Here is a 20622-nt window from a genome sequence, read left to right as displayed (position 1 = left end):
CATGAGTGCCGTTGGTTCCCAGAGCGCCTCTCCCGCCGACCTCGTCATCACCGGCTGCACGATCCTTGTCCACGACGCGGAGGAACGTATCGGTTTCCGTGCGGACGCGGCGATCGTCGTGCGTGACCGGCTGATCGAGTCGGTAACCACTTCGGCCGCCGTCGAGGGTCTGGCCGCCGCGGAGCGGATCGAGGCGCGCGGGCAGGTCGCGATGCCGGGGCTGATCAACTGCCATACGCACGCGCCGATGGTGGCTCTGCGGGGCCTCGCCGAGGACCTGCCGACGGAGGAGTGGTTCAACGACGTCGTCTGGCCCGTCGAGTTCAATCTCACCGTCCAGGACGTGGAGTTGGGGGCGCGGCTCGCCTGCGCCGAAATGATCAGGGGCGGAGTGACCTGTTTCGCCGACCACTACTTCCACATGGACACGGTCGCCGCGGTCGTCGCCGAGTGCGGGCTGCGTGCCCACCTCGGCGAGGCCTACTTCTCCTCGCAGGGACCGCAAGGACGGGCGACATCACTGGAGTTCGCGCTCCGGCACCGCGGCGCCGCCGGCGGCCGCATCACCACCGCGCTCGCCCCGCACGCCCCCTACACCGTCACCGATGCCGACCTCGCCGCCACCGCCGCACTCGCCCGCGACCACGGCCTGCCCGTCCACATCCACGCCGCCGAGAACCGCGACCAGACCGACACCAGCCTCCCCTGCACGGCCTCACCCCCATCGAGATCCTGGGCCGCGCCGGACTCCTCGACACCGACCTGCTCATCGCCCACGGCACCGGCATCATCGAGCGGGACCTGCCGCTGCTGGCCCGCACGGGCGGTCGTACGGCCGTGGCGACCGCACCCCGCGGCTACCTCAAGTTCGCCTGGCCCGGCACCACTCCCGTACGGTCCCTGCGCGCGGCCGGTGTCCCCGTCGGCCTCGCCACGGACGGCGCCGCCTCCAACAACTCCCTCGACGTATGGGAGTCGATGGCACTGACCTCCCTGATCCAGAAGTCCACGGAGGGTGACCCGCGCTGGCTGACCTCCCGACAAGCACTGCACCACGCCACGCTGCAGAGTGCCCGCGCGGTCGGCCTCGGCGAAAGCGCCGGCAGCCTCACCCCCGGCCGTCGCGCCGACATCATCCTGGTCGACCTCAGCGGCCCGCACACCCAGCCCGTCCACGACCTCGCCGCCACCCTCGTGCACAGCGCCCGCTCCGCCGACGTCCGCACCACCATCGTGGACGGCCGCGTGCTGATGCGGGACCGGGAACTCCGCACCCTCGATGTGCCCGCCGTCGTACGGGAGTTGAGGCACAGGCTGCCCGTGCTGACCGACCGGAGCCACGGGCGGCGCATCCAGGAGTACGGCGTCTGAGCCGGACTAGGCTGCCTGCCATGGATCTCGCGGACGGCCTCCTCCACCACCCCTACGACGTCTACCGGCGCCTGCGCGACACCGCGCCCGTGCACCGCATCACCGGACCCGACGGCACCCCCGCCTGGCTGGTCACACGGTACGACGACGCCCGGGCCGCCCTCGCCGACCCACGGCTCTCGCTCGACAAGCGGCACGCCACGGCCGGCACCTACAAGGGGTTCTCGCTGCCACCGGCCCTCGACGCCAACCTCCTCAACATGGACCCGCCGGACCACACCCGCATCCGGCGCCTGGTCGGCCGTGCCTTCACCCCGCGCCGCGTCCAGCAGCTCCGCGAACCCATCCGGCGCACCGCCGACCGGCTGCTCGACGCCCTCGGCCCGCACGGCACCACCGACCTCATCGCCTCCTACGCGGCCCCGCTGCCGATCACCGTCATCTGCGACCTGCTCGGCATCCCGGAGGAGCACCGGCTGGACTTCCGGGTGTGGACCGACTGCCTGGTCGCTCCCGACCCGGAACGGCCCGAGGCCGGCAAGGAGGCGGTGGTGGCCATGCTCGGCTTCTTCACCCGCCTCCTCGCGGCCAAGCGCGCCGAACCCGCCGACGACCTGCTCTCCGACCTCATCGCCGTACGCGACGAAGGTGACCGGCTCAGCGAGGACGAGCTGATGTCGCTGGCCTTCCTCATCCTCTTCGCCGGGTACGAGAACACGGTTCAGCTGATCGGCAACGCCGTGCTCGCTCTCCTCCAGCACCCCGGCCAGCTCGCGGCCCTGCGCAAGGATCCGGGAAAGCTGCCGGCTGCCGTGGAGGAGTTGATGCGCTACGAAGGTCCCGCGCTGCTCGCCATCCGCCGCTTTCCGGTCGAGGACGTGACCATCGCCGGGGTCACCGTTCCGGCCGGCGAGACGGTGTGGGTGTCCCTCTCCGCCGCCAACCGCGACCCAGCCCGCTTCCCCGGCCCCGACCTGCTCGACCTCTCCCGTGACGCCGCCGGTCATCTGGCCCTCGGTCACGGCGTCCACTACTGCCTGGGCGCCCCGCTGGCCCGCGCCGAGACGGAGATCGCCCTCGGGGCCCTGCTCGAACGGTTCCCCGAACTGGCCCTCACAGGCGCGCAATCGCGGTGGCGGCCGTCACTGCGCGCACGGGGGCTGGTGGCACTGCCGGTGACGTACTGACGATCCGGTCGGGGTGGCCGGAAAGTGCCGGGAAAGCGCTGTCGGAAGAAGTGCCGGAAAAAGTGTCGCGAAATCCTCTCCGCGCGCAGCGATGGGTTCCGTATCCGATGACGGTCACCACCCCGGACCGACCATCGGACAGGAGGACCCCCATGTCGCTTCCGGAGATCGTCTCGCGCGAGCGGTGGCGAGCGGCGCGCGAGGAGTTGCTGCGCAAGGAGGAGGCGGTCAGACGGGCGCGCGAGGTGCTGGGCGCCGAGCGGCGGAGGCTGCCCATGGTCGAGGTCGACGCGGAGTACGTCTTCGAGGGCGGTGACGGCAAGGCCACCCTTCTCGACCTCTTCGAGGAACGGGCCCAGCTGGTCGTCCACCACTTCATGTTCGCGCCGGAGTGGGAGGCCGGCTGCCCCTGCTGTGCGGCCTTCCTGGACCAGGTCGGCCATCTCGCCCACCTGCGTGCCCGGAACACCTCGTTCGCGGCGGTGTCCCGGGCGCCGTTCACCCGCATCCTGCCGTTCAAGGCGCGGATGGGCTGGGCGGTCCCCTGGTACTCCTCGGGGCAGGGCGACTTCGGCCGCGACTTCAACCGCGACTTCGAGGCCACCGTCGAATCCGGCGAGCAGCTGGTCGAGCGGCCTGGCCTCAGCTGCTTCCTGCGCGACCACGACCGGGTCTTCCACACCTACTCGGTATATGACGACGAGCTGGACGGACTCGGCACCATCGCCGGCCTCCTCGACCTGACCGCGCTCGGCCGCGCTCCGGCGGGCAGCGACCACCTCCGCCTTCACGACGAGTACGAATACTGACACGGAGGGTGCGATTCGTGTCACGACGTGAACGGATCCTCACCGTCCGCGCCGAACAGGTGTCGAGAATGTCTCAGTCCCGTCACTGAGCGAGGCGTTTCCCTCCCCCAGAGCGTTAACTCCTACAAGTACGACGCTTTCTGGAGGTGCGAGATGGTGAACGGGCGAACGGTGCTCGAACGCTTTCCCGCCGGTGGTCCGCGGGGATCCCGGCCCGCGGAGGAGTTCGCGCACGCGCGGCGTCTGGAAGGCCTGCCCGCCGAGGTCGTCATGGACCTCGCGACGGACACGTTCCTGGTGATCGTGCGCGGAGGCGCCTCCGCCGAGTGATGCGGCCGACGCCGCCGCGCCCGTTCAGGCCGGCTTCGGCGCCGGGATCTTCGCTGTGAACTGCTGCGCCTGGAGCGCGTACAGCTCGGCGTAGACACCGCCCCTCGCCAGCAGCTCCTCCGGGGCGCCGGACTCCACCAGCCGCCCGTGCTCCAGCACGTGCACCAGGTCGGCGTGCCGGACCGAGGCCAGCCGGTGGGTGATCAGGACGACCGTCTGCCCGCTGCCGGCGAGCGCCCGGATCTTCTCGAACACCTCCAGCTCGGCCCGCGCGTCCAGCGCCGCGGTCGGCTCGTCCACGATCAGGATGTGCCCGCGCCGGTACGCGGCCCGGGCGATGCCGAGCCGCTGCCACTGCCCGCCGGACAGCTCGTGCCCGCCGCTGAAGACACGGGCCAGCAGCGTGTCCAGGCCGCGCGGCAGATCCGCGACCACCTCCTCGGCTCCCGCGTCGGCGATCGACGCCGTCAGCCGCTCCTCGGTCATCGGCGCGGCGGAGCGGCCGACGGCCACGTTCACCCGGGCGGTGAACGGCCATCTCTTGAAGTCCTGCGCCACCATCGCGATGCGCTCGGCGAGCAGCCGCCGGTCGGCCCGTCCGGCGTCGACGCCGTCCCACAGGATCCGGCCCCGGTCCGGTGTGTACAGCCCCGCGAGCAGCTTGACCAGTGTGGTCTTACCCGAGCCGTTCTCACCGACGAGCGCGATGATCCGGCCCAGGGGAAGCGTGAGGGAGACGTCGTCCAGGGCGGGCCGGGTCGCGTCACCCGGATAGCTGAACGTCACGTTCTCGAACCGGATCTCCTTCGGGATCTCCGGAAGGGCCTCCCCGCCCGCCGGGATGGCGCGTTCGGCCGCCTCGACGTACAGCCGTTCCAGATCGCCCACGAACAGGGCCTCCTCGTGCAACTGGTTGATCTGCAGTACCAGCGTGTCCAGGCTCGCCGCGCCCGTACGGATCGCGAGCACGGCCGTACCGGCGACGGACAGGGCCATCGCGCCGGCCAGCAGCAGCGCACCCAGCGTGGCGTACGTCGCGAGCGTGGCGAGGCCCGTCCAGGCCGCCGCGATCAGACCGGTGCGGGCGGCCAGCCGGGACAGCCGGGCCTGCTCCGCCTCCGCCGTCTCCGACATGGCCCGGAAGTGCCGCAGCAGGAACGGGCCCATCCCGTGCACCCGGATCTCCGGGGCGGCACCCGGCTCGGTGAGCAGACTGCTGAGCAGCTGACCGGCGCGGGCGTGCTGCACCCAGGTGTGGAACGACTCGTAGTGACGCCGGGCGTTGGTCAGCGCGCTCCAGGCGCTGGGCAGGGTCATGGTGACCAGCAGCGGCAGCAGCGCCGGGTGCAGCACGGTCAGTACGCCCGCCGCCGCGACCAACGAGATCATCGCGTTGATCACCTGGGTGCCGTACCCGATCATGCGCCGGGCGGACCGGGCGCCGTACTGCGCCGTGTCCAGCAGCTTGTGGAAGGCGTGGTCCTCGATCGCGGCCAGTTCCACGTTCGCCGCGCGCTCCAGATACAGCTCGGTCGCCACCCGCTCCACCTTGGGCTCCAGCTTCCCGGTGGCGTAGACGGAGGCGGCTCGCAGCAGCGCGGCCACCAGCATGACGGCGGCCACGACGACCAGGGCGGGCGCGGCCGCGTGCAGGCGCTGCGCGATGTCCGGGCCGGTCAGCAGCTTCCCGAGCGCGCTGTTCACGGCCAGCAGGCTCACCGCCTGGGCCGCGCCCCGGCCGATCTCGGCGGCCAGCACGATCCATGCGGCCCGCCGGTCGGCCTGCCGGGCCAGCCGGAGGCTGGACACCAGCATGCCGGGCAGCCGGACCACCATGGCGCGGAAGTTCAGCTGCAGAAAGGCGTCCGCGTGCTTGTTCCAGCCCGTGTCGTACCGCAGCGGCCCCCCGAACAGCAGCCGTTCCGACTCCGACACCGCGGGCTCGGCCGCCTCCCGCCTCTTCCTCACCTTGACCTCCCGGACCACGACGGAACGGCCACTATCCCGGTCGCGCACAGTGCCTGGGCAGGGCGCGAGAGGACGTAACGGGGGGCGCGGAGGGGGCGCGGGGGGTGGGGCTGATGGGCTCAGGGGGAGGGGCGGCCGCGGGGGCCAGGAGGCGGCGGGCGGGTCGCCGGGCGGTGACCGCCGGTGTGGGAGGCCGGTGGGAACGGTGCGGGCGATGCCGCCGGGGGGCTCGGTGCGGTTCGTGCACGGACGCCGGAGGCGGCGGTGGGGTGCGGCCGTACCGTTCCTGCCTCGGGGTGTCGGTCGCGGGCGGCGCTGCTCCACGGCTGAGGCAGGCACGGCGCTTACGCCGACATGGCGCTCGACCAGTCCGGATTCGTCCCCGTCACCCGGCACAGGGACAGATACAGCGGGATCGGCGGGGTGTACGGGACCGTGCTCTCCGGGCGGTGGATGAGCCGGGCGGTACCGGTGACCAGGGCGCCGGAGGCGTAGTGGGCGGGGGACGGCCAGCGCAGGGCGTAGTCCGAGTCCGCCGGCACGATGAACCACCAGTGGGTTCCGTCGGCGTACACACAGCCCAGCCGGGGGAGCCGTGGCACGACGAGGGGGCCGAGGCGGTCCGGTACGGCCACGGCGTCACAGCCGAGCGGGGCCGTCATGCCGTCCGGCATCGGCAGCCGACGGGCCGCTTCCGGAGCGGGTCGGTGGCGCTGCAGACGCACCAGGGTGTCCAGCCCGACCGGCCCCTGGGGGCCGGCGGACCGGTCTTGCGCGGAACCGGTCGGCTCACACCGGAGGGAGCCGGTAGCGCCGCCCTGGTCGGAACCGGTCCCGGCGTACCGGTCGGAGCCGCCGGTGCCGGTCACAGCCGCTCCCCGGCGGCGCGGGGCTGCTCTGGGAGCCGGTGCTGATGCTGGTGCTGGGCCGGGCGGTGGTGCAGGGGCGGGGTCGCGCTGCGGTGCCGGTGCTGCTCCTGGGGCCGGCGGTGGGCCTCGGCCGGGTCGTCGTCGCCGGAGTCGTCCGGGCGGCCCGGCTTGGGCCGGGCGCCCCAGCCCAGGTCGTTGCGCGGCTCGGCGGTGTCGTGGGCCGCGCCGGTCTGACGGGCCAGCTCGGCCCAGACCAGCAGCCCGGGGCCGTGTTCCTGCGCACCCCAGGCCCGGCACAGGGCGTCGACGAGAAACAATCCCCTCCCGTGCTCCTCATCGGGCCGCTGCGGGGACGGGTGGGGTTCGCCGGGGGCGCAGCCCTCGTCGCGTACGGCTATGCGCACCGTGTCGTCGTGGTCGTGCAGCTCGCACACGACACGGCTGCTCGCGGTGTGCACGATCGCGTTGGTGACCAGCTCGGATATGACCAGGGCCGCGTTGTCGCAGATGTCCGCGCACACCGCCCAGCCGGTCAGCCGGGCATGCGCCAGGCGTCTCGCCTGGGCGACGGAACCCGGATGTGCGGCCAGCTCGAAGCGGAACCGGCGGGGGGCGGCGTCCCCCGAAGGGGTTGCTCCCCTCGCGGCGCCGAGACCGGAACGGTCTGCGGCGGCGTCTGTTCCTAAGGGCGCGGACGGAATCACGCTTGCCACTATCTCCCCGCCGTGAACACTTGGCAAGTGTCACTCTGAAAATTGCAGAGTGCTGTGTGACTCGGTCGGAGGCCGTGGCACACTGCTCACAACAGCACGTCGAGCGGCGCCAATTGGGGTCATCGGAGATTCACCCCGGTCTTCGAATGAGCCTTCGAATGGCGCCGCAGGGCTGTCGGGAAACTTTCGGTGGAGCTTTCGGTGGAGCTTTCGGTGGAGGTGAGAGCGTGAGCGAACCACGGTCCGCGCCGACCGTGGGTCAGGTCGTCCTCGGCCGGCGCCTGCTGGACCTGCGGGAACGTGCCGGACTCAAGCGCGAGGAGGCCGCCCGAGTCCTCCGCGTCGCCCCCGCCACCATCCGCCGCATGGAGATGGCCGAAGTCGCCCTCAAAATCCCGTACGTGCAACTGCTGCTGCAGGCCTACGGCATTCCCGACGACGAGGCCGAGGTCTTCGTCCAACTGGCCGAGGAGGCCAACAGGCCAGGCTGGTGGCAGCGGTTCCACGACATCCTGCCGGGCTGGTTCTCGATGTACGTCAGCCTGGAGGGCGCGGCGGCCCTCATCCGCTCCTACGAGCCGCACTTCGTCCCCGGCCTGCTGCAGACCGAGGACTACGCGCGCGGGGTGCTCAAGTCGGGTGCCCTCGGCCAGACGAGCCCGGAGGAGATCGAGCGGCATGTCGCGCTGCGCATGCAGCGCCAGGAACTGCTCACTCGCCCCGATGCCCCCCGTTTCTGGGCGGTGATGGACGAGACCGTCCTGCGCCGCCCGGTCGGCGGCCCGGAGGTGATGCGCGCGCAGATCGACAAGTTGCTCGAGGCCACGAAGCTGCCCCAGGTGACGCTGCAGGTCGCCCCGTTCGCCAGCGGGCCGCACCCGGGGACGTACGGGCCCTTCGTGCTCTTCCGATTCGCCATGTCAGAACTGCCGGACATGGTCTACAGCGAGTACCTGACCGGCGCCGTCTACCTGGACGCGCGCACCGAGGTGGCGACCCACCTGGAGGTCATGGACCGCATGGCGGCGCAGGCCGCTACGGCACAACGCACGAAGGAGATCCTCCGGGATCTCCGCAAGGAGCTGTGAATGGATCGCATCACACCGCGCGGACACGTCTACAACGGCATGCCCGCGCGGGAGTTGGGCAGCGAGGGGTGGCACAAGCCCTGGAGTGGCGGCAACGGCGGGAACTGCCTGGAGGCGATGAAGCTGGCCGACGGCCGGATCGCCGTACGCCAGTCGACCGATCCGGACGGGCCGGCGCTGATCTACACCATGGACGAGATGACCGCGTTCATCGAGGGCGCCAAGGCGGGGGAGGCCGACTTCCTGCTGTCCTGAACCTGCCGACGGTACGGCCGCGCCGAGCCGTCGGATTTTCTATCTTGCGCGACTTCCTTGATGCGGGCAGCGACTCGGTCGTTCAATGCGTCCGGCGCTTACGGAGTGCCGCATGACAGGGCAGGACCCGACGGCCATCGGGATCGGCACCGGCAAGCCGCATTCCGCACGGATGGACGACTGGTATCTCGCCGGCAAGGACAACCACCCCGTCGACGAGGCGATGGGCCGGCAGAGACGGCCCTCCACCCCAGGATGCCGGTGATGGCCAGGGTCAACCGCGCGTTAACGCACCGTGCCACCACCCGCTGGCTGGCCCAGCAGGGCGTACGGCAGTTCCTGGACATCGGCACCGGCATTCCGGCCGAGCCGAACCTGCACCAGATCGCCCAGCGGGTCACGCCCGACGCCCGGGTGGTCCACTGTGACAACGACCCGATCGTGCCGGCCCGCGCGGCGGCCCTGCTGCGCAGCACGCCCGAGGCACGACCGAGTATCCGCAGGCCGATGTGCGCGACCCGGACGCGATCACCGCGGCGGCCGCGCGGATCCTGGACCTCGACCGGCCGGTGGCCCTCTCCCTCGCCGCCCTGCCGCACTTCATCTCGGACGAGGGCGGCGCCCACGAACCCGTCCGCCGTCTTCCCTCCGAACTTCCCTCCGGCGGCCACGTGTTGATGACCCACGCCACAGCCGGCCTCACCCCCGGGGAGTCGGCGGCCGCCACCGAGAAGCTCAAGGCGGCCGGCGTCACCCTCGCCCTGCGCTCCCGTGCGGAGTTCGCCCGCTTCTTCGACGGCCTCGACCTGGTCGAGCCCGGCGTCGAGATCGTGCACAAGTGGCCCCCGGAACTGGGCGAGCCCGTGCCGGGGCAGGACGACGGCGTGATGCCGGGGTACGGCTCGGTGGCGCGCAAGAGGTAGCCGCCCCGGCGCACTCGGCTGCGTGAACGCCGGCACCGCCGCCGACGCGGAACCCCATCACTGAAGCGCCGTTCCCGCTGTCCCCTCCGCCACCGCGTCACTCAGGCGGCAGCACCCCGCACAGCGCCTCCAGCGCTGCCTCATAGGCGTGTTCGGCGGTGGCCGCGTATCCCACCACCAGGCCTTCACCCGCCGTCGTGGGCGACTGCGGATGCCGGAACGCGGCGAGGCCGTCCAGGGCGATGCCCTGCCAGGCGGCGGCCTTCACCGTGGACCGCTCGGTGCCGGGCGGCAGCCGCAGCACCGCGTGCAGCCCGGCCGCGATCCCCGTCACCTCGATGTGCGGCGCGTGCGCGGCGAGCGCGGCGACGAGCCGGTCACGGCGACGCCGGTACCGTTGCCGCATGCGCCGCACATGACGGTCGTACGATCCCGACACCACGAAGTCCGCGAGCGCGAGCTGGTCCGGCACGCTCGCCCAGGCCTCCCGCTCGCCCTTCGCCGTGAGCACGGGCCCGACATACCGCTCCGGCAGGACCATCCAGCCCAGCCGCAGCGCCGGGGACAGGCTCTTGCTGACCGAGCCGATGTGGATCACCCGCTCCGGATCGAGGCCCTGGAGCGCGCCGACGGGCCGGCGGTCGTACCGGAACTCGCCGTCGTAGTCGTCCTCCAGCACCACCGCCCCCCGCGCGCGGGCCCAGTCGATCACCGCTGCGCGGCGCTCCGGGTGGAGCGGTCCGCCGGTCGGAAACTGGTGTGCCGGTGTGAGCAGCACGGCCCGCTCCCGCCCGAGCGCCGCCACCCGCGCGCCGTGTTCGTCCAGCGGCAGCGGCACCGTCCGCACGCCGGCCGCCGCGAGCAGTCCCCGGTGAAAGTCCAGCCCGTACGCCTCCACGCCCAGCGGACCGCGCAGCACCCCACCCGAACCCTCGCCGAACAGCAGCCGCAGCGCGTGCGCGAAGCCCGAGCAGACGACGATCCGGTGCGGCTCGGTACGCACGCCACGCGCGCGTGCCAGGTATTCCGTCAGCGCCTCCCGCAACTCCCGGCGGCCGGCCGGATGCCCGGGCCCGAACGCCTCGTTCGGCGCCGTCTGCAGTGCCCGCCGGTACGAGGCCGACCAGGCCGCACGCGGGAACGCCGACGCATCCGGCGCACCCTGCCGCAGATCGTGCCGCGGCCCACGCGCGCGTGAAGGTGCCTTCACCGGCGTCCGTACGGCGGGTCGCAGCGGTTCGGCCCGTTCCGCGACCCGGGTCCCCGAGCCCTGCCGAGCGGTCAGCCAGCCCTCCGCCACCAGTTCCGCGTACGCGTCGGCCACCGTGTTGCGGGCCACGCCCAGGTCGGCGGCGAGCGACCGGTACGGCGGCAGCCGGGTGCCCGGAGCCAGGCGTCCGCTGCGCACGGCCTCCCGCAGCGCCCGGGTCAGTGCCGCCCGCCGCCCGCCCGGTCCCGACAGCTCCACGTGCAGGTCGGCGCCGATCCGCTCCGCGGAATTGACCCACGATTCCATCATGGAAATGCACCCTACAGCCGGTCTTTCCGCACCCTAGATTGAAGGCATGACGACGAACACGACCGCAAGTCTCCCGGTGACCACGACCGTTGACGCCGCCTCCGGAATCGCCGCGGCCGAGGCCGCCCGCACCCGTCTGGACTTCGCGAAGACCGCTCCCAAGGTCTTCCGCGCCCTCATCGGCTTCGACGCCGCCGCCCGCACGGGCCTCGACCCCGCGCTGGTCGAGCTGATCCAGATCCGCGCCTCACACCTCAACCACTGCGCCTACTGCCTGCACATGCACACCAACGACGCCCGCAAGGCCGGAGAGAGCGAGGACCGGCTCCACCTGGTAGCCGTCTGGCGGGAAGCCCGCCACTTCTTCACGCCGAAGGAGCAGGCGGCCCTCGCACTGACGGAGGCGGTGACCCGGGTCGCCGACGCCGGCGTCCCCGACGACGTCTACGCCGAGGCCGCCGCCCACTTCGAGGAGGAGGAACTGGCCCACGTCCTCGCTCTGATCTTCGCCATCAACACGTGGAACCGGGTGGCCCTGGCGACGGGGAAGGTGGCCGGGACGGACGAGAGGCGCGGCTGACCTCGCACGCTCCCGGCGGGTCACCTCTTCGCGCCGGACATTCGATGCGATCCCGCGGTACCTGATCCCGCCTGGCAGCGGCTGTCTCCAGCACGTGATCAGGCCGAGCAGCCGCTGCCGTCGGCACGAGATCCGGCCGGTCCGCTGACCGCATCGGGCCGCCTCACCGGATCGGGCCGGCTGATCCCATCGGGCCGCCTCACCCCTCGGGGCCGGCTGATCCCATGAGAGGGGGCCGTCTGATCCCGTCGGCCACGTGATCCCACCGCACCGGTGATCGACCACGGGCGGCGGTGACCCGGTGGTGTCGAACCGGGCACGATCACGGCCGCGGTGCCGCTCTCACACCCGCATCGGCCGATCCCTCGGAGAGACCGGCGCCGGCAGCCGTGAACGTCCCGTGAGATACCGGTCGACGGCCGCGGCCACCGCCCGCCCCTCCGCGATCGCCCACACGATGAGCGACTGCCCGCGCGCCGCGTCCCCGGCGGCGAACACGCCGGGAACGTTGGTCGCGAAGCCGTCGTCCCGGGCGATCGTGCCGCGCGGCTCGAGCGCCAGCCCCAACTCCTCGACCAGCCCGTCCTCCTGGTCGGGCCCGGAGAAACCGAGCGCGAGCAGCACAAGGTCGGCGGGGAGCATCCGCTCGGTGCCCGGCACCGGCAGCCGCCGCTCGTCGACCTCCACCAGGCGCAGCGACCGTACGTGACCACCGTCGTCCCCGGTGAAGCGGAGCGTGGACGCCGCGAACAGCCGCGCGTCCGCGTCCGCGGCCGGTGCCGTCCGCAGGTCCCGCGCCTCCTCGTGCGCGGCCGACAAGCGGTAGACCTTCGGGTACGTCGGCCATGGCTCCGTGTCCTCGTCGCGCTCGGCGTCCGGCTGTGCGTAGATGTCCAACTGGGTCACGGACGCGGCCCCCTGGCGCACCGCCGTCCCCAGACAGTCCGCCCCGGTGTCCCCGCCGCCGACGATCACGACGTGCCGGCCGGCCGCGGACAGCGGTGAAACCTCCAGATCCCCCTCACACACGCGATTGGCCAGCGGCAGATACTGCATCGCCTGGTGTATCCCGTTCAACTCCCGACCGGGCACCGGAAGTTCCCGCCACGCCGTCGCCCCCGTGGCGATCACCAGCGCGTCGTACCGCGCCCGCAGGTCCGCCGCCGGAACATCCCGCCCGACCGCCGTCGACGGACGGAACTTCGTGCCCTCCGCCCGCATCTGCTCGATCCGGCGCTCCAGATGCCGCTTCTCCATCTTGAACTCGGGGATGCCGTACCGCATCAGCCCGCCGATCCGGTCGTCCTTCTCGAACACGGCGACCGTGTGCCCGGCCCGGGTCAGTTGCTGTGCCGCGGCGAGCCCGGTGGGCCCGGAGCCGATGACGGCGACGGTCTTGCCCGACAGCCGTTCGGGCGGACATGCGGGGGTGAATCCTTCCTCCCACGCCCGGTCGGCGATCGCGCACTCGACGTTCTTGATGGTCACGGCCGGCTGGTTGATCGCCAGCACGCAGCCCGCTTCGCACGGCGCCGGGCACAGCCGCCCGGTGAACTCGGGGAAGTTGTTGGTGGCGTGCAGCCGGTCGCTCGCGGCCCGCCAGTCCTCCCGCGAGACCAGGTCGTTCCACTCGGGGATGAGGTTGCCCAGTGGACAGGCGTCATGGCAGAACGGGACGCCGCAGTCCATGCAGCGGTCGGCCTGTTTGCTGATGATGGGCAGCAGCGCTCCCGGGACGTACACCTCGTCCCAGTCCCGCACCCGTTCCTCGATGGGCCGTCGCGGCCATTCCTGGCGCGGCGTGGTCATGAACCCCTTGGGATCGGCCATGGTCGTCTTCCTCGCGTACGGGTACCGGAGGCACCGGATGTACGACGGGCCGTGCGTCATCGAGCGGCACGCTTTCGGCCACGATACGTCCCCGACGACAGCCGTGCAGAGCGGCGGACAGCGCTTTCTGCCGCGATCTCCTCAGCGCGGGATCAGACGGCTCCCTGCCGCCTTCCAGAGCAGGCCGAGGGCAGGGACGGGGGAGGGGCAGGGCAGGCCCCGGGCACCGGGATTCACGTGAGCGCCAGCACGTGGACGAGGGCGGCCACTGCGGAGGCGACGGTACGGACGTGGTTCCAGAACGTCCACTCGCGCACGTACACCGGCCAGTACACGACCGCGTCCGGGGCACCGGTGGTCAGCCGGGCCAGTCTGTCGTTGCGGGGCACGTGAGCGACCAGCGTCAGCCCGAAGGAGCCGAACAGGTACAGCGCGCTGCCCAGCAGCAGTTCCACCTTCCCCTCGTCCGGCCACACGACGAACGTGCCCACCGCGATCAGTGTGCTCAGCACCGCCGAACCGGTGAACACCGCCATGAAGGCGGGCCGCACCGCGGCCACGTTGATCGCGTTCATCGCCGCGACGCCCTGCGCGGGCGGCAGCGCGGCAAGGCCACGCATCACGAAGGTCGAGAATCCGCAGAAGACCCCGGCCACCAGCCCGGTCCCCAGGATTCCCAGCACGACCAGTACGAAGAACGGCCCAGCGATCATCTCCACGCCCTCCTCGTTCCACCCGGGCCGGGGCCCGCCCCCCGGCTCCCACCAGTGAATGCCGGGGACGGGCGCGCGACCATGGCCGAGGGACTCAGCGGCATACGCGAGCGTCCAGGGGAAGGGGCGGGTGCTTCCCGCGGACCCCTGTCGTGGGCGTTCCCCTGCGAGCCTTTCCTGCGGAGCCATCACGAGCGCTGTCTGGGGGAGCCGGCGCCGCCTGCCGCCTTCTCGCCGCCCCGTCAGCCCACCCCCTCCCCGGCCCCCTGCCATGCCCGCAGCACGCTCTGCACGGCCGGGGCGATCCGGCGTCGTGCGTCGTGGCGCGACACCCCGCTCATCAGCAGGTGGTCGTACGGCGTGTCCACATGCCGTACGGCCGCCACGACCGCCGAGATCACCGCCCCCTCGGACAGCGCCCGCCCGGCCGCGCTGCGCCCGACCCGACCGCTGCCCCGCACGGACGCGTGCGCGGCGATGGCGCTGGCCCGCTCGGCCGGGCAGCCGGGAAACAGCCGGAGGATCTCCGCGGCGAACGCCGCCGCGAACCGCTCGTCCTCGACCGCCCGGCGCCGGGCGTCGCGCGCCCGCCGCCGGCGCCGGGCCTCCGCGTCCGCCAGGCACCGTTCCTCGGCCCGGGCCAGGGCCGTCTCCTCGATGAGGACGCCCTGCCGTTCGTAGCGGCTCTTGCGCCGGTTGAACCGGACGACCACCACCGACAGCGTGCTCTCCTCCCGCGACCTGCGGGTCAGCGCCGTGTCGCCGCGCGGCAGGAACACCAGGTGTCCGAGGTCGGCGCAGTCCAGGCAGTGCGGGGCCCCGTTCTCCAGCACGAGCGACGACAGCGGACCGCGCCGGCAACCGGTACAGCGTTGGGGTTTCACCGGCTGGATGGCGACAAGCCGACCGGGGGAGTGGGGAGTTGCGGGAAGCGCCATATGCGGTACTTTCCCCGTCACCGCCTGCGCCTCCCCCACCCGGTCCGCGCCATCTCCTCCCAGCCGGAACTCTCCTTTCTTACGGGAAGTCGTCTTCCCCAGCGGAAGCCGAACACCGACACCCGCGTACGGTGCCGCACCGGTGTCTGGGTCTCGTCCACCACCGCCACCGCGGGATCGGCGTACGCCAACCGCCGCTCGCCGCCGTCGGTACCCTCGCCACCGACGCCGACGGGCAGCCGCTCCCGCCCAGGCGGTACCACCCGTCCGGGTCCCGCCGCGCCCCAGATGCCCGGCGGGCGTGAGCATCACCCAGTCGACGGGCCCGTTCCCGCGTTTCCGCAGTCGCGCAGCCCGGCGGTGTGCGCCCGGGCGAAGACGCCGGATCCCGGGCGGGGCGGATCGTCCACCAGTGGCCGTCCGTCCACGCCCATCAGGTTCGCGCCCAGCCCCACCGCGACGAGCCGGTCCACTCCGGCCGCGGCCGGGCCGTCGAGCAGCGCGTCGGCCGCCGCGCCAGCACCGGTCGCCGGGTCCGCCCGGCATCATGGGCCCTGTGCGACTCGAAGCGATCACCTGGGACCGGCTCGCCGAACTGCTCGCCGACCGGCTGGCCGGCCTGGAGCCGGCCGGAGGCGCCTGGCCGCGCGTCGGCTTCGACGGAGCGCCGGCCGCCCGCCCCGGAGACCTCGCCGAGCGGGTCGGGGAGGCGCTGCGGGTGCGTGGCCGGCCCTCGCTCGTGGTCGGCGCGGAGGGTTTCCTGCGCCCCGCCTCGCTGCGCCTGGAACACGGACGGCGGGACGCGGAGTCGTACTACAGCGGATGGTTCGACACCGGCGCCCTGTGGCGCGAGGTCTTCGGCCCGCTCGACCCCGGAGGCAGCGGGTGGGTCCTGCCCGACCTGTGGGACCCGGCCACCGACCGGGCCACCCGCAGCCCTTACGTTCAACTCCCGCCCGGCGGAATCCTGTTGCTCCATGGCCCTCTCCTGTTGCGCCACTGGTTCCCGTTCGACCTGACCGTGCACATCCGCCTTTCTCCGGGCGCCCTGCGCCGCCGGACCCCCGAAGCCGACCACTGGACGCTCCCCGCCTTCGAGCGCTACGAGTCCGAGACGGACCCGGCCGGGACGGCGGACGTCCTGGTGCGTGCCGACGACCCGCGCCATCCCGCCTGGGGCGGCTGATCCGCAGGGTCGGTCCCGAAGATCCCCCCTCGGAAATTCGCCGGCGTCGCGACGCCCGGCCCCCGGCGGTGCCCCGCAGAACTCCGTGGTCTGGATCACACGCGAGGGTGACACCGTGCTCTCCTCGTCCGTGGACCGCCGTCAGAAGGTGCGCGACCTCCGCCGCGACCCCCGTATCAGCCTCTCCGTCTTCGACCTGGCGAACCCCTGTCACTCGGCCGAGATCCGGGGGCGCCGAGATCCTGCCGGACGAGAACAAGCGGCTGCCGTACGAGCTGTCGCACACGTGGCTCGGCATCGACCCGCCGGCGGAGAAGAAGGACGAGATCCGGGAGATCATCAGGATCGTCCCGCAGAAGGTCGTGTCCTTCTCGGCGTGACCGCCGGCGGACGTGACGAGGGCCGGCGAACCGGAGGGAACGGCGGGCCGTCAGAGCCAGCCGTTGCGCCGGAAGCCCCGGTACAGCGCCAGGCAGGCCCCGGCCATCACGGCCATGACCAGTGGATAACCGAACCGCCAGCGCAGCTCCGGCATGTGGTCGAAATTCATGCCGTACACGCCGCACACCATCGTCGGCACGGCGATCACCGCGGCCCAGGCCGTGATCTTCCGCATGTCCTCGTTCTGCGCGACGGTCACCTGCGCGAGGTGCGCCTGCAGGATGGAGTTGAGCAGCTCGTCGAACGCGGCGATCTGTTCCTTGGCCCGTATCAGGTGGTCGAGCACATCCCGGAAGTAGGCCTGTATCTCCGGGGCCACGACCCGAATGGGCCGGGTGGCCAGGTCCTCCACCGGGCGGCTCAGCGGCACCACCGCCCGCTTGAGCTCGAGCAGTTCCCGCTTCATCTGGTAGATGCGGCCCGGGTCGACCCGTGCGCCGATCTCCGAGAACACCTCCGTCTCGACCTGGTCGATGTCGGCCTGCACCGCGTCCGTGACGCTCAGGTAGTCGTCGACGACGTGGTCGGCGATCGCGTGCAGCACCGCCGCCGGCCCCTTGGCGAGCTGCTGCGGATCCGTCTCCAACTCCTCGCGCAGCGGCCCCAGCGAGCCGTGCCGGCCATGGCGCACCGTGATGACGAAGTCCTTTCCGACGAACGCCATGATCTCGCCGCTGTTCACCACCTCGCTGGTCGCGGTGAGCTGTTCGTGCTCCACGTAGCAGACGGTTTTGAACACCGCGAAGAGCGTGTCCCCGTAGTGCTCCAGCTTCGGGCGCTGATGCGCCTCGACCGCGTCCTCCACCGCCAGCGGATGCAGATCGAACAGCTCGGCGACGCCCGCGAACTCGTGGTCCGTCGGCTCGTGCAGGCCGAGCCAGACGAACCCCTCACCGCTCCTGCGTACCAGCCGGACGGCATCCACCAGATCCGCGCACTCCGGCACGCGCACGCCGTCCCGATACATCACGCAGTTCACCACCGACGAGCCCAGCGGTGACCTGGCGGGATGACTCAGGTCCACCCGCGGCCGCCGCCGGGCCAGCCGCGCCACCCTGCGCAGGCCGCCGACCCCGCCCAGCCCCGTGACCTTCCGCAGATTCCCTGCCATGGACATCTGGATCTCCTCGCGCAACGCTTCCCGCCTTGCCCGGCAAGTCTGCCAGCCGACGGGCACTGTGCCGGTCAGTCTGTGGGAACAAGGAGTTCCGCTTGGTTCCCGCCTGTGGACGCGGCGTCGAGTCGGCACTCGGCCCCGGCTCCCTTCCCCGCGAACGGAGGACCGGCCGATACGGACAAACCAGGGTGACTGGGATGACCGCGGCATGACGCGATCCGACGGGTACCTCCTGGACAACCGGCAGCGCGAGGCGGGTCGGCGCTTCGACGCCTTCGCCACCCTCTTCGATCCCACGACCTTCCGGCACATCGAAGGGCTCGGCATCGGCCCCGGCTGGCGCTGCTGGGAAGTGAGGGCGGGCGGCACCTCCGTGGTGTCCTGGCTCGCGACGAAGGTGCGCCCGGCCGGCAAGGTCGTCGCCACCGACATCGACACCTCGCGGCTCGCCCCCGTGGCCCATCCGCCGGTGGACGTCCGCGTCCACGACGTGGGTGCCGGACAACCGCCGGGGGAGGGCTTCGACCTGGTCCACGCCCGGCTCGTCCTGGTCAACCGGCTTCGCCAGGGCTTCCGCAAGCTGCTCGCCGAACGGGGCGCCGATCTGTCCTACGGCCGCAAGTCCGGCGGCTGCTCCGCGAGGCCGGGCCGCACGAGGTGGAGGCCGACACGTACTTCCCCGTGACCTCACCCGCCTGCACCGCCTTGGAGGCCGCGACGGTCCGTCAGGTCCGTGACCGGCTCGTCGCCGCCGCGCTGGCCACCGATGAGGAGATCGACCAGCACCCCTGGCCAACGCCGAGGCCGGCCACATGGACCTGGCCACCGCACCGATGATCTCCGCGTGGGGCAGCAAAGCGTAGAAAGCGATCGGCCGCCCGCTCAGCCTGCCCGGTGGGGGCGTGCCGGCCGCCTGCGGACGCGTGCCCGAGGTCTCGCCTTAGCCGTCACTCCCCGGCTGCGGCGGTCTTCCGCCCACCCGTCGCACCGCCTCCGCCCCCGCCTCGCACCCGCGTGCCGCCGCCTCCTCCGGGTCCGCGCCCGAGACCAGGGCGGCGAGGAACGCGCCGGTGAAGGCGTCGCCGGCGCCGGTGGTGTCCCGAGGGGTCGCCGACACCGCCGGAATCCGGGCGCCCACGGCGCCGGAACGGGCCACCAGCGCCCCGTCCGCACCCGCCTTGGCCACCACCAGCGGCACGAGACGGCTCAGCTTGGCCGCCGCGTCCGCCGGATCCGACAGTCCCGTCAGCAGACACGCCTCGTCCCGGCTGGGCAGCAGCACGTCCACGCCTTCCGCGAACGCCAGGAAACGGTCCACCCCCAGCTCCGTCAGGAAGCCCGCCGACGCGGGATCCAGGCTGACCGGCACGCCGCGCACGCGTGCCGCCGCGAGAGCCACCTCGGCGAGCGCCCGGCTCGAGTCCGTGAACAGCAGATAGCCCGACAGATGCAGCCGGGCGACCCCGTCCAGCAGCGCGTCCGACCAGTCGGCGGGTTCGAGTCGCAAAGACGCCCCGCTGTCCGTGAGGAACGTGCGCTCGGCCGCCGCACCCGTGTCGACGAGGCAGATCACCGTCCCGGTCGCCGCCTCCGAATCGACCACCAGCCGGGGCCGCACCCCGGCGGCCACCAGTTCCCGCTCGTGCCACGCGGCCGCGTCCGCGCCCACCCGTCCCAGTAGCCGTACGTCCGCACACCCCGTGTGGGCGGCCCAGCAGGCCACGTTGGCGCCCGCGCCGCCCGGAAGCGCCCGGATCACGGCGGCCGTGTCGGTGCCGGCCGCGAGCGGCCCCCGGTGCCGGGCGACCACATCCGTGACCACGTCCCCGACGACCAGCAGCGCCCGGTTCCGGCGCCCCGCGGTCACCCCCTGGTCCACGCCGTGGCGATCCGTGCCGCCAGCCGTACGTTCCCGCGTACGGCCGCCAGATTGGCGCTCAGGGAAGCACCGTCCGTGTGCCGGACCAGGTAGTCCAGCAGGAACGGGGTCACCGCCTGTCCGGTGACGCCCCGCTCCGCACAGGTGGCGAGCGCGTCGGTGAGCACACGTGCGTGCAGCTCGGGGTCGAGCTGTTCCGCCTCCGGCACGGGATGGGCGACGATCAGCGCCGACTCCGGTGCGCCCAGCGTGTCCTGGGCCCGCATCACGTCGGCGACCTGCTCCGGACTGCTCAGCGTCCAGTCGACCGGATGGCCCGAGTCGGACACATAGAAGCCGGGGAAGCGGTCCGTGCCGTACCCGGCGACGGCCACGCCCAGTGTCTCCAGCCGTTGCAGGGTCGCCGACACGTCCAGGATCGACTTCACGCCCGCGCACACCACCGTGATCCGCGTGCGCGCCAGCACTCCGAGGTCGGCCGACTCGTCCTGCGTCACCGTCCACTCCCGGTGCACACCGCCCAGACCGCCCGTCGCGAACACCCGGACGCCCGCCAGCGCGGCCAGCTGTGCCGTCGCCGACACCGTGGTCGCCCCGCTCGCCCCCGCCGCCACGGCGAGGGACAGGTCGCGGTGGCCCAGCTTGCGGATGCCCTCCTCGTTCGCGACCCGCTCCAGCTGCTCCTTGTCCAGGCCGACCCGGGGACGTCCGTCGAGCACGGCGACGGTCGCCGGGACGGCGCCCTCCCGCCGCACCGCATCCTCCAGTTCCAGCGCCACCTGCAGATTGCGCGGACGCGGCAGGCCGTGCGCGATGATCGTGGACTCCAGTGCCACCACCGGCCGCCGCCCGTCGATCGCCTCCCGGACTTCTTCCGACACCACCAGCACCATGCGCCCGCCTCCT

General features: G+C 72.4%; 17 protein-coding genes and 3 pseudogenes. 10 read left to right on the top strand and 10 right to left on the bottom strand.

The features are described from left to right. Window position 1 precedes the first annotated feature (1 nt). From ABZ079_RS18540 to ABZ079_RS18525, 4 genes and pseudogenes are all read left to right on the top strand, one after another. Window positions 2-1371: pseudogene (locus ABZ079_RS18540) on the top strand (amidohydrolase). A 20-nt stretch (window positions 1372-1391) separates the two neighbouring features. After that, window positions 1392-2558 (top strand): cytochrome P450, encoded by a 1167-nt coding sequence (locus tag ABZ079_RS18535; protein ID WP_356940493.1) that lies wholly within the window; start codon window positions 1392-1394, stop codon window positions 2556-2558. A gap of 152 nt (window positions 2559-2710) precedes the next feature. Then, window positions 2711-3367, top strand: a complete 657-nt coding sequence (locus tag ABZ079_RS18530) for a DUF899 domain-containing protein (RefSeq protein ID WP_356940492.1) — start codon at window positions 2711-2713, stop codon at window positions 3365-3367. 153 nt (window positions 3368-3520) lie between these two features. Continuing rightward, window positions 3521-3697 (top strand): hypothetical protein, encoded by a 177-nt coding sequence (locus ABZ079_RS18525; protein ID WP_356940491.1) that lies wholly within the window; start codon window positions 3521-3523, stop codon window positions 3695-3697. A gap of 24 nt (window positions 3698-3721) precedes the next feature. On the opposite strand, the gene ABZ079_RS18520 is transcribed toward ABZ079_RS18525, so the two are convergent. The 3 genes from ABZ079_RS18520 to ABZ079_RS18510 all read right to left on the bottom strand — a co-directional run bounded on the left by ABZ079_RS18520 (window position 3722) and on the right by ABZ079_RS18510 (window position 7274). Then, entirely contained in the window at window positions 3722-5665 is a 1944-nt protein-coding gene (locus ABZ079_RS18520) for an ABC transporter ATP-binding protein (RefSeq protein WP_356940490.1), read from the bottom strand. A gap of 344 nt (window positions 5666-6009) precedes the next feature. After that, window positions 6010-6402: a hypothetical protein gene (locus ABZ079_RS18515; protein WP_356940669.1), complete on the bottom strand. Its 393-nt coding sequence runs from the start codon at window positions 6400-6402 to the stop codon at window positions 6010-6012. A gap of 128 nt (window positions 6403-6530) precedes the next feature. Then, window positions 6531-7274: an ATP-binding protein gene (locus ABZ079_RS18510; RefSeq protein ID WP_356940489.1), complete on the bottom strand. Its 744-nt coding sequence runs from the start codon at window positions 7272-7274 to the stop codon at window positions 6531-6533. Between the two features lie 200 nt (window positions 7275-7474). On the opposite strand from ABZ079_RS18510, the gene ABZ079_RS18505 reads away from it, so the two are divergent. The 3 genes and pseudogenes from ABZ079_RS18505 (at window position 7475) to ABZ079_RS18495 (ending at window position 9513) form a co-directional block, all read left to right on the top strand. Further along, window positions 7475-8335, top strand: a complete 861-nt coding sequence (locus ABZ079_RS18505; RefSeq protein WP_356940488.1) for a helix-turn-helix transcriptional regulator — start codon at window positions 7475-7477, stop codon at window positions 8333-8335. After that, complete coding sequence (locus tag ABZ079_RS18500; protein ID WP_356940487.1) at window positions 8336-8590, top strand: DUF397 domain-containing protein; 255 nt, start codon at window positions 8336-8338, stop codon at window positions 8588-8590. Between the two features lie 85 nt (window positions 8591-8675). Then, window positions 8676-9513: pseudogene (locus ABZ079_RS18495) on the top strand (SAM-dependent methyltransferase). 97 nt (window positions 9514-9610) lie between these two features. Here the strand turns inward: ABZ079_RS18495 and ABZ079_RS18490 are convergent. After that, window positions 9611-11032, bottom strand: coding sequence for a PLP-dependent aminotransferase family protein (locus tag ABZ079_RS18490; protein ID WP_356940486.1), 1422 nt, complete (start codon window positions 11030-11032; stop codon window positions 9611-9613). 46 nt (window positions 11033-11078) lie between these two features. On the opposite strand from ABZ079_RS18490, the gene ABZ079_RS18485 reads away from it, so the two are divergent. Continuing rightward, entirely contained in the window at window positions 11079-11612 is a 534-nt protein-coding gene (locus tag ABZ079_RS18485; protein ID WP_356940485.1) for a carboxymuconolactone decarboxylase family protein, read from the top strand. A gap of 342 nt (window positions 11613-11954) precedes the next feature. On the opposite strand, the gene ABZ079_RS18480 is transcribed toward ABZ079_RS18485, so the two are convergent. From ABZ079_RS18480 to ABZ079_RS18470, 3 genes are all read right to left on the bottom strand, one after another. Beyond that, window positions 11955-13442, bottom strand: a complete 1488-nt coding sequence (locus ABZ079_RS18480) for a glutamate synthase subunit beta (RefSeq protein ID WP_356940484.1) — start codon at window positions 13440-13442, stop codon at window positions 11955-11957. Between the two features lie 233 nt (window positions 13443-13675). Next, complete coding sequence (locus ABZ079_RS18475; protein WP_356940483.1) at window positions 13676-14155, bottom strand: anthrone oxygenase family protein; 480 nt, start codon at window positions 14153-14155, stop codon at window positions 13676-13678. A gap of 242 nt (window positions 14156-14397) precedes the next feature. Next, window positions 14398-15093 (bottom strand): DUF2293 domain-containing protein, encoded by a 696-nt coding sequence (locus ABZ079_RS18470; protein ID WP_356940482.1) that lies wholly within the window; start codon window positions 15091-15093, stop codon window positions 14398-14400. A gap of 556 nt (window positions 15094-15649) precedes the next feature. Between ABZ079_RS18470 and ABZ079_RS18465 the strand changes: the two genes are divergently transcribed. Continuing rightward, window positions 15650-16279: a uridine kinase gene (locus ABZ079_RS18465; protein ID WP_356940481.1), complete on the top strand. Its 630-nt coding sequence runs from the start codon at window positions 15650-15652 to the stop codon at window positions 16277-16279. Window positions 16280-16709: 430 nt separating this feature from the next. On the opposite strand, the gene corA is transcribed toward ABZ079_RS18465, so the two are convergent. Beyond that, complete coding sequence (gene corA / locus ABZ079_RS18460) at window positions 16710-17837, bottom strand: magnesium/cobalt transporter CorA (protein ID WP_356940480.1); 1128 nt, start codon at window positions 17835-17837, stop codon at window positions 16710-16712. A gap of 208 nt (window positions 17838-18045) precedes the next feature. On the opposite strand from corA, the pseudogene ABZ079_RS18455 reads away from it, so the two are divergent. Beyond that, a pseudogene (locus ABZ079_RS18455) lies at window positions 18046-18700 on the top strand (class I SAM-dependent methyltransferase). A gap of 77 nt (window positions 18701-18777) precedes the next feature. Here the strand turns inward: ABZ079_RS18455 and ABZ079_RS18450 are convergent. Further along, on the bottom strand, window positions 18778-19716 hold the full coding sequence (locus ABZ079_RS18450) for a PfkB family carbohydrate kinase (RefSeq protein ID WP_356940479.1): 939 nt from the start codon (window positions 19714-19716) through the stop codon (window positions 18778-18780). After that, window positions 19701-20609, bottom strand: coding sequence for a pseudouridine-5'-phosphate glycosidase (locus tag ABZ079_RS18445; RefSeq protein ID WP_356940478.1), 909 nt, complete (start codon window positions 20607-20609; stop codon window positions 19701-19703). Before ABZ079_RS18445 ends, ABZ079_RS18450 begins: the two co-directional genes overlap by 16 nt. Window positions 20610-20622 lie beyond the last annotated feature (13 nt).

The sequence above is a fragment of the Streptomyces sp. NPDC006314 genome (genome assembly GCF_040613075.1).
GTDB lineage: Bacteria > Actinomycetota > Actinomycetes > Streptomycetales > Streptomycetaceae > Streptomyces.
Note: the sequence above shows the minus strand (reverse complement) of the source record. Positions and strands in the feature narration are given on the sequence as shown.

Excerpts from the sequence above, each read along its gene's own strand:
- corA (WP_356940480.1), bottom strand. The coding sequence starts at position 17,837 with ATGTCCATGGCAGGGAATCTGCGGAAGGTCACGGGGCTGGGCGGGGTC.
- ABZ079_RS18480 (WP_356940484.1), bottom strand. The coding sequence starts at position 13,442 with ATGGCCGATCCCAAGGGGTTCATGACCACGCCGCGCCAGGAATGGCCG.
- ABZ079_RS18500 (WP_356940487.1), top strand. The coding sequence starts at position 8,336 with ATGGATCGCATCACACCGCGCGGACACGTCTACAACGGCATGCCCGCG.
- ABZ079_RS18490 (WP_356940486.1), bottom strand. The coding sequence starts at position 11,032 with ATGATGGAATCGTGGGTCAATTCCGCGGAGCGGATCGGCGCCGACCTG.
- ABZ079_RS18525 (WP_356940491.1), top strand. The coding sequence starts at position 3,521 with ATGGTGAACGGGCGAACGGTGCTCGAACGCTTTCCCGCCGGTGGTCCG.
- ABZ079_RS18485 (WP_356940485.1), top strand. The coding sequence starts at position 11,079 with ATGACGACGAACACGACCGCAAGTCTCCCGGTGACCACGACCGTTGAC.
- ABZ079_RS18530 (WP_356940492.1), top strand. The coding sequence starts at position 2,711 with ATGTCGCTTCCGGAGATCGTCTCGCGCGAGCGGTGGCGAGCGGCGCGC.
- ABZ079_RS18470 (WP_356940482.1), bottom strand. The coding sequence starts at position 15,093 with ATGGCGCTTCCCGCAACTCCCCACTCCCCCGGTCGGCTTGTCGCCATC.
- ABZ079_RS18475 (WP_356940483.1), bottom strand. The coding sequence starts at position 14,155 with ATGATCGCTGGGCCGTTCTTCGTACTGGTCGTGCTGGGAATCCTGGGG.
- ABZ079_RS18445 (WP_356940478.1), bottom strand. The coding sequence starts at position 20,609 with ATGGTGCTGGTGGTGTCGGAAGAAGTCCGGGAGGCGATCGACGGGCGG.
- ABZ079_RS18535 (WP_356940493.1), top strand. The coding sequence starts at position 1,392 with ATGGATCTCGCGGACGGCCTCCTCCACCACCCCTACGACGTCTACCGG.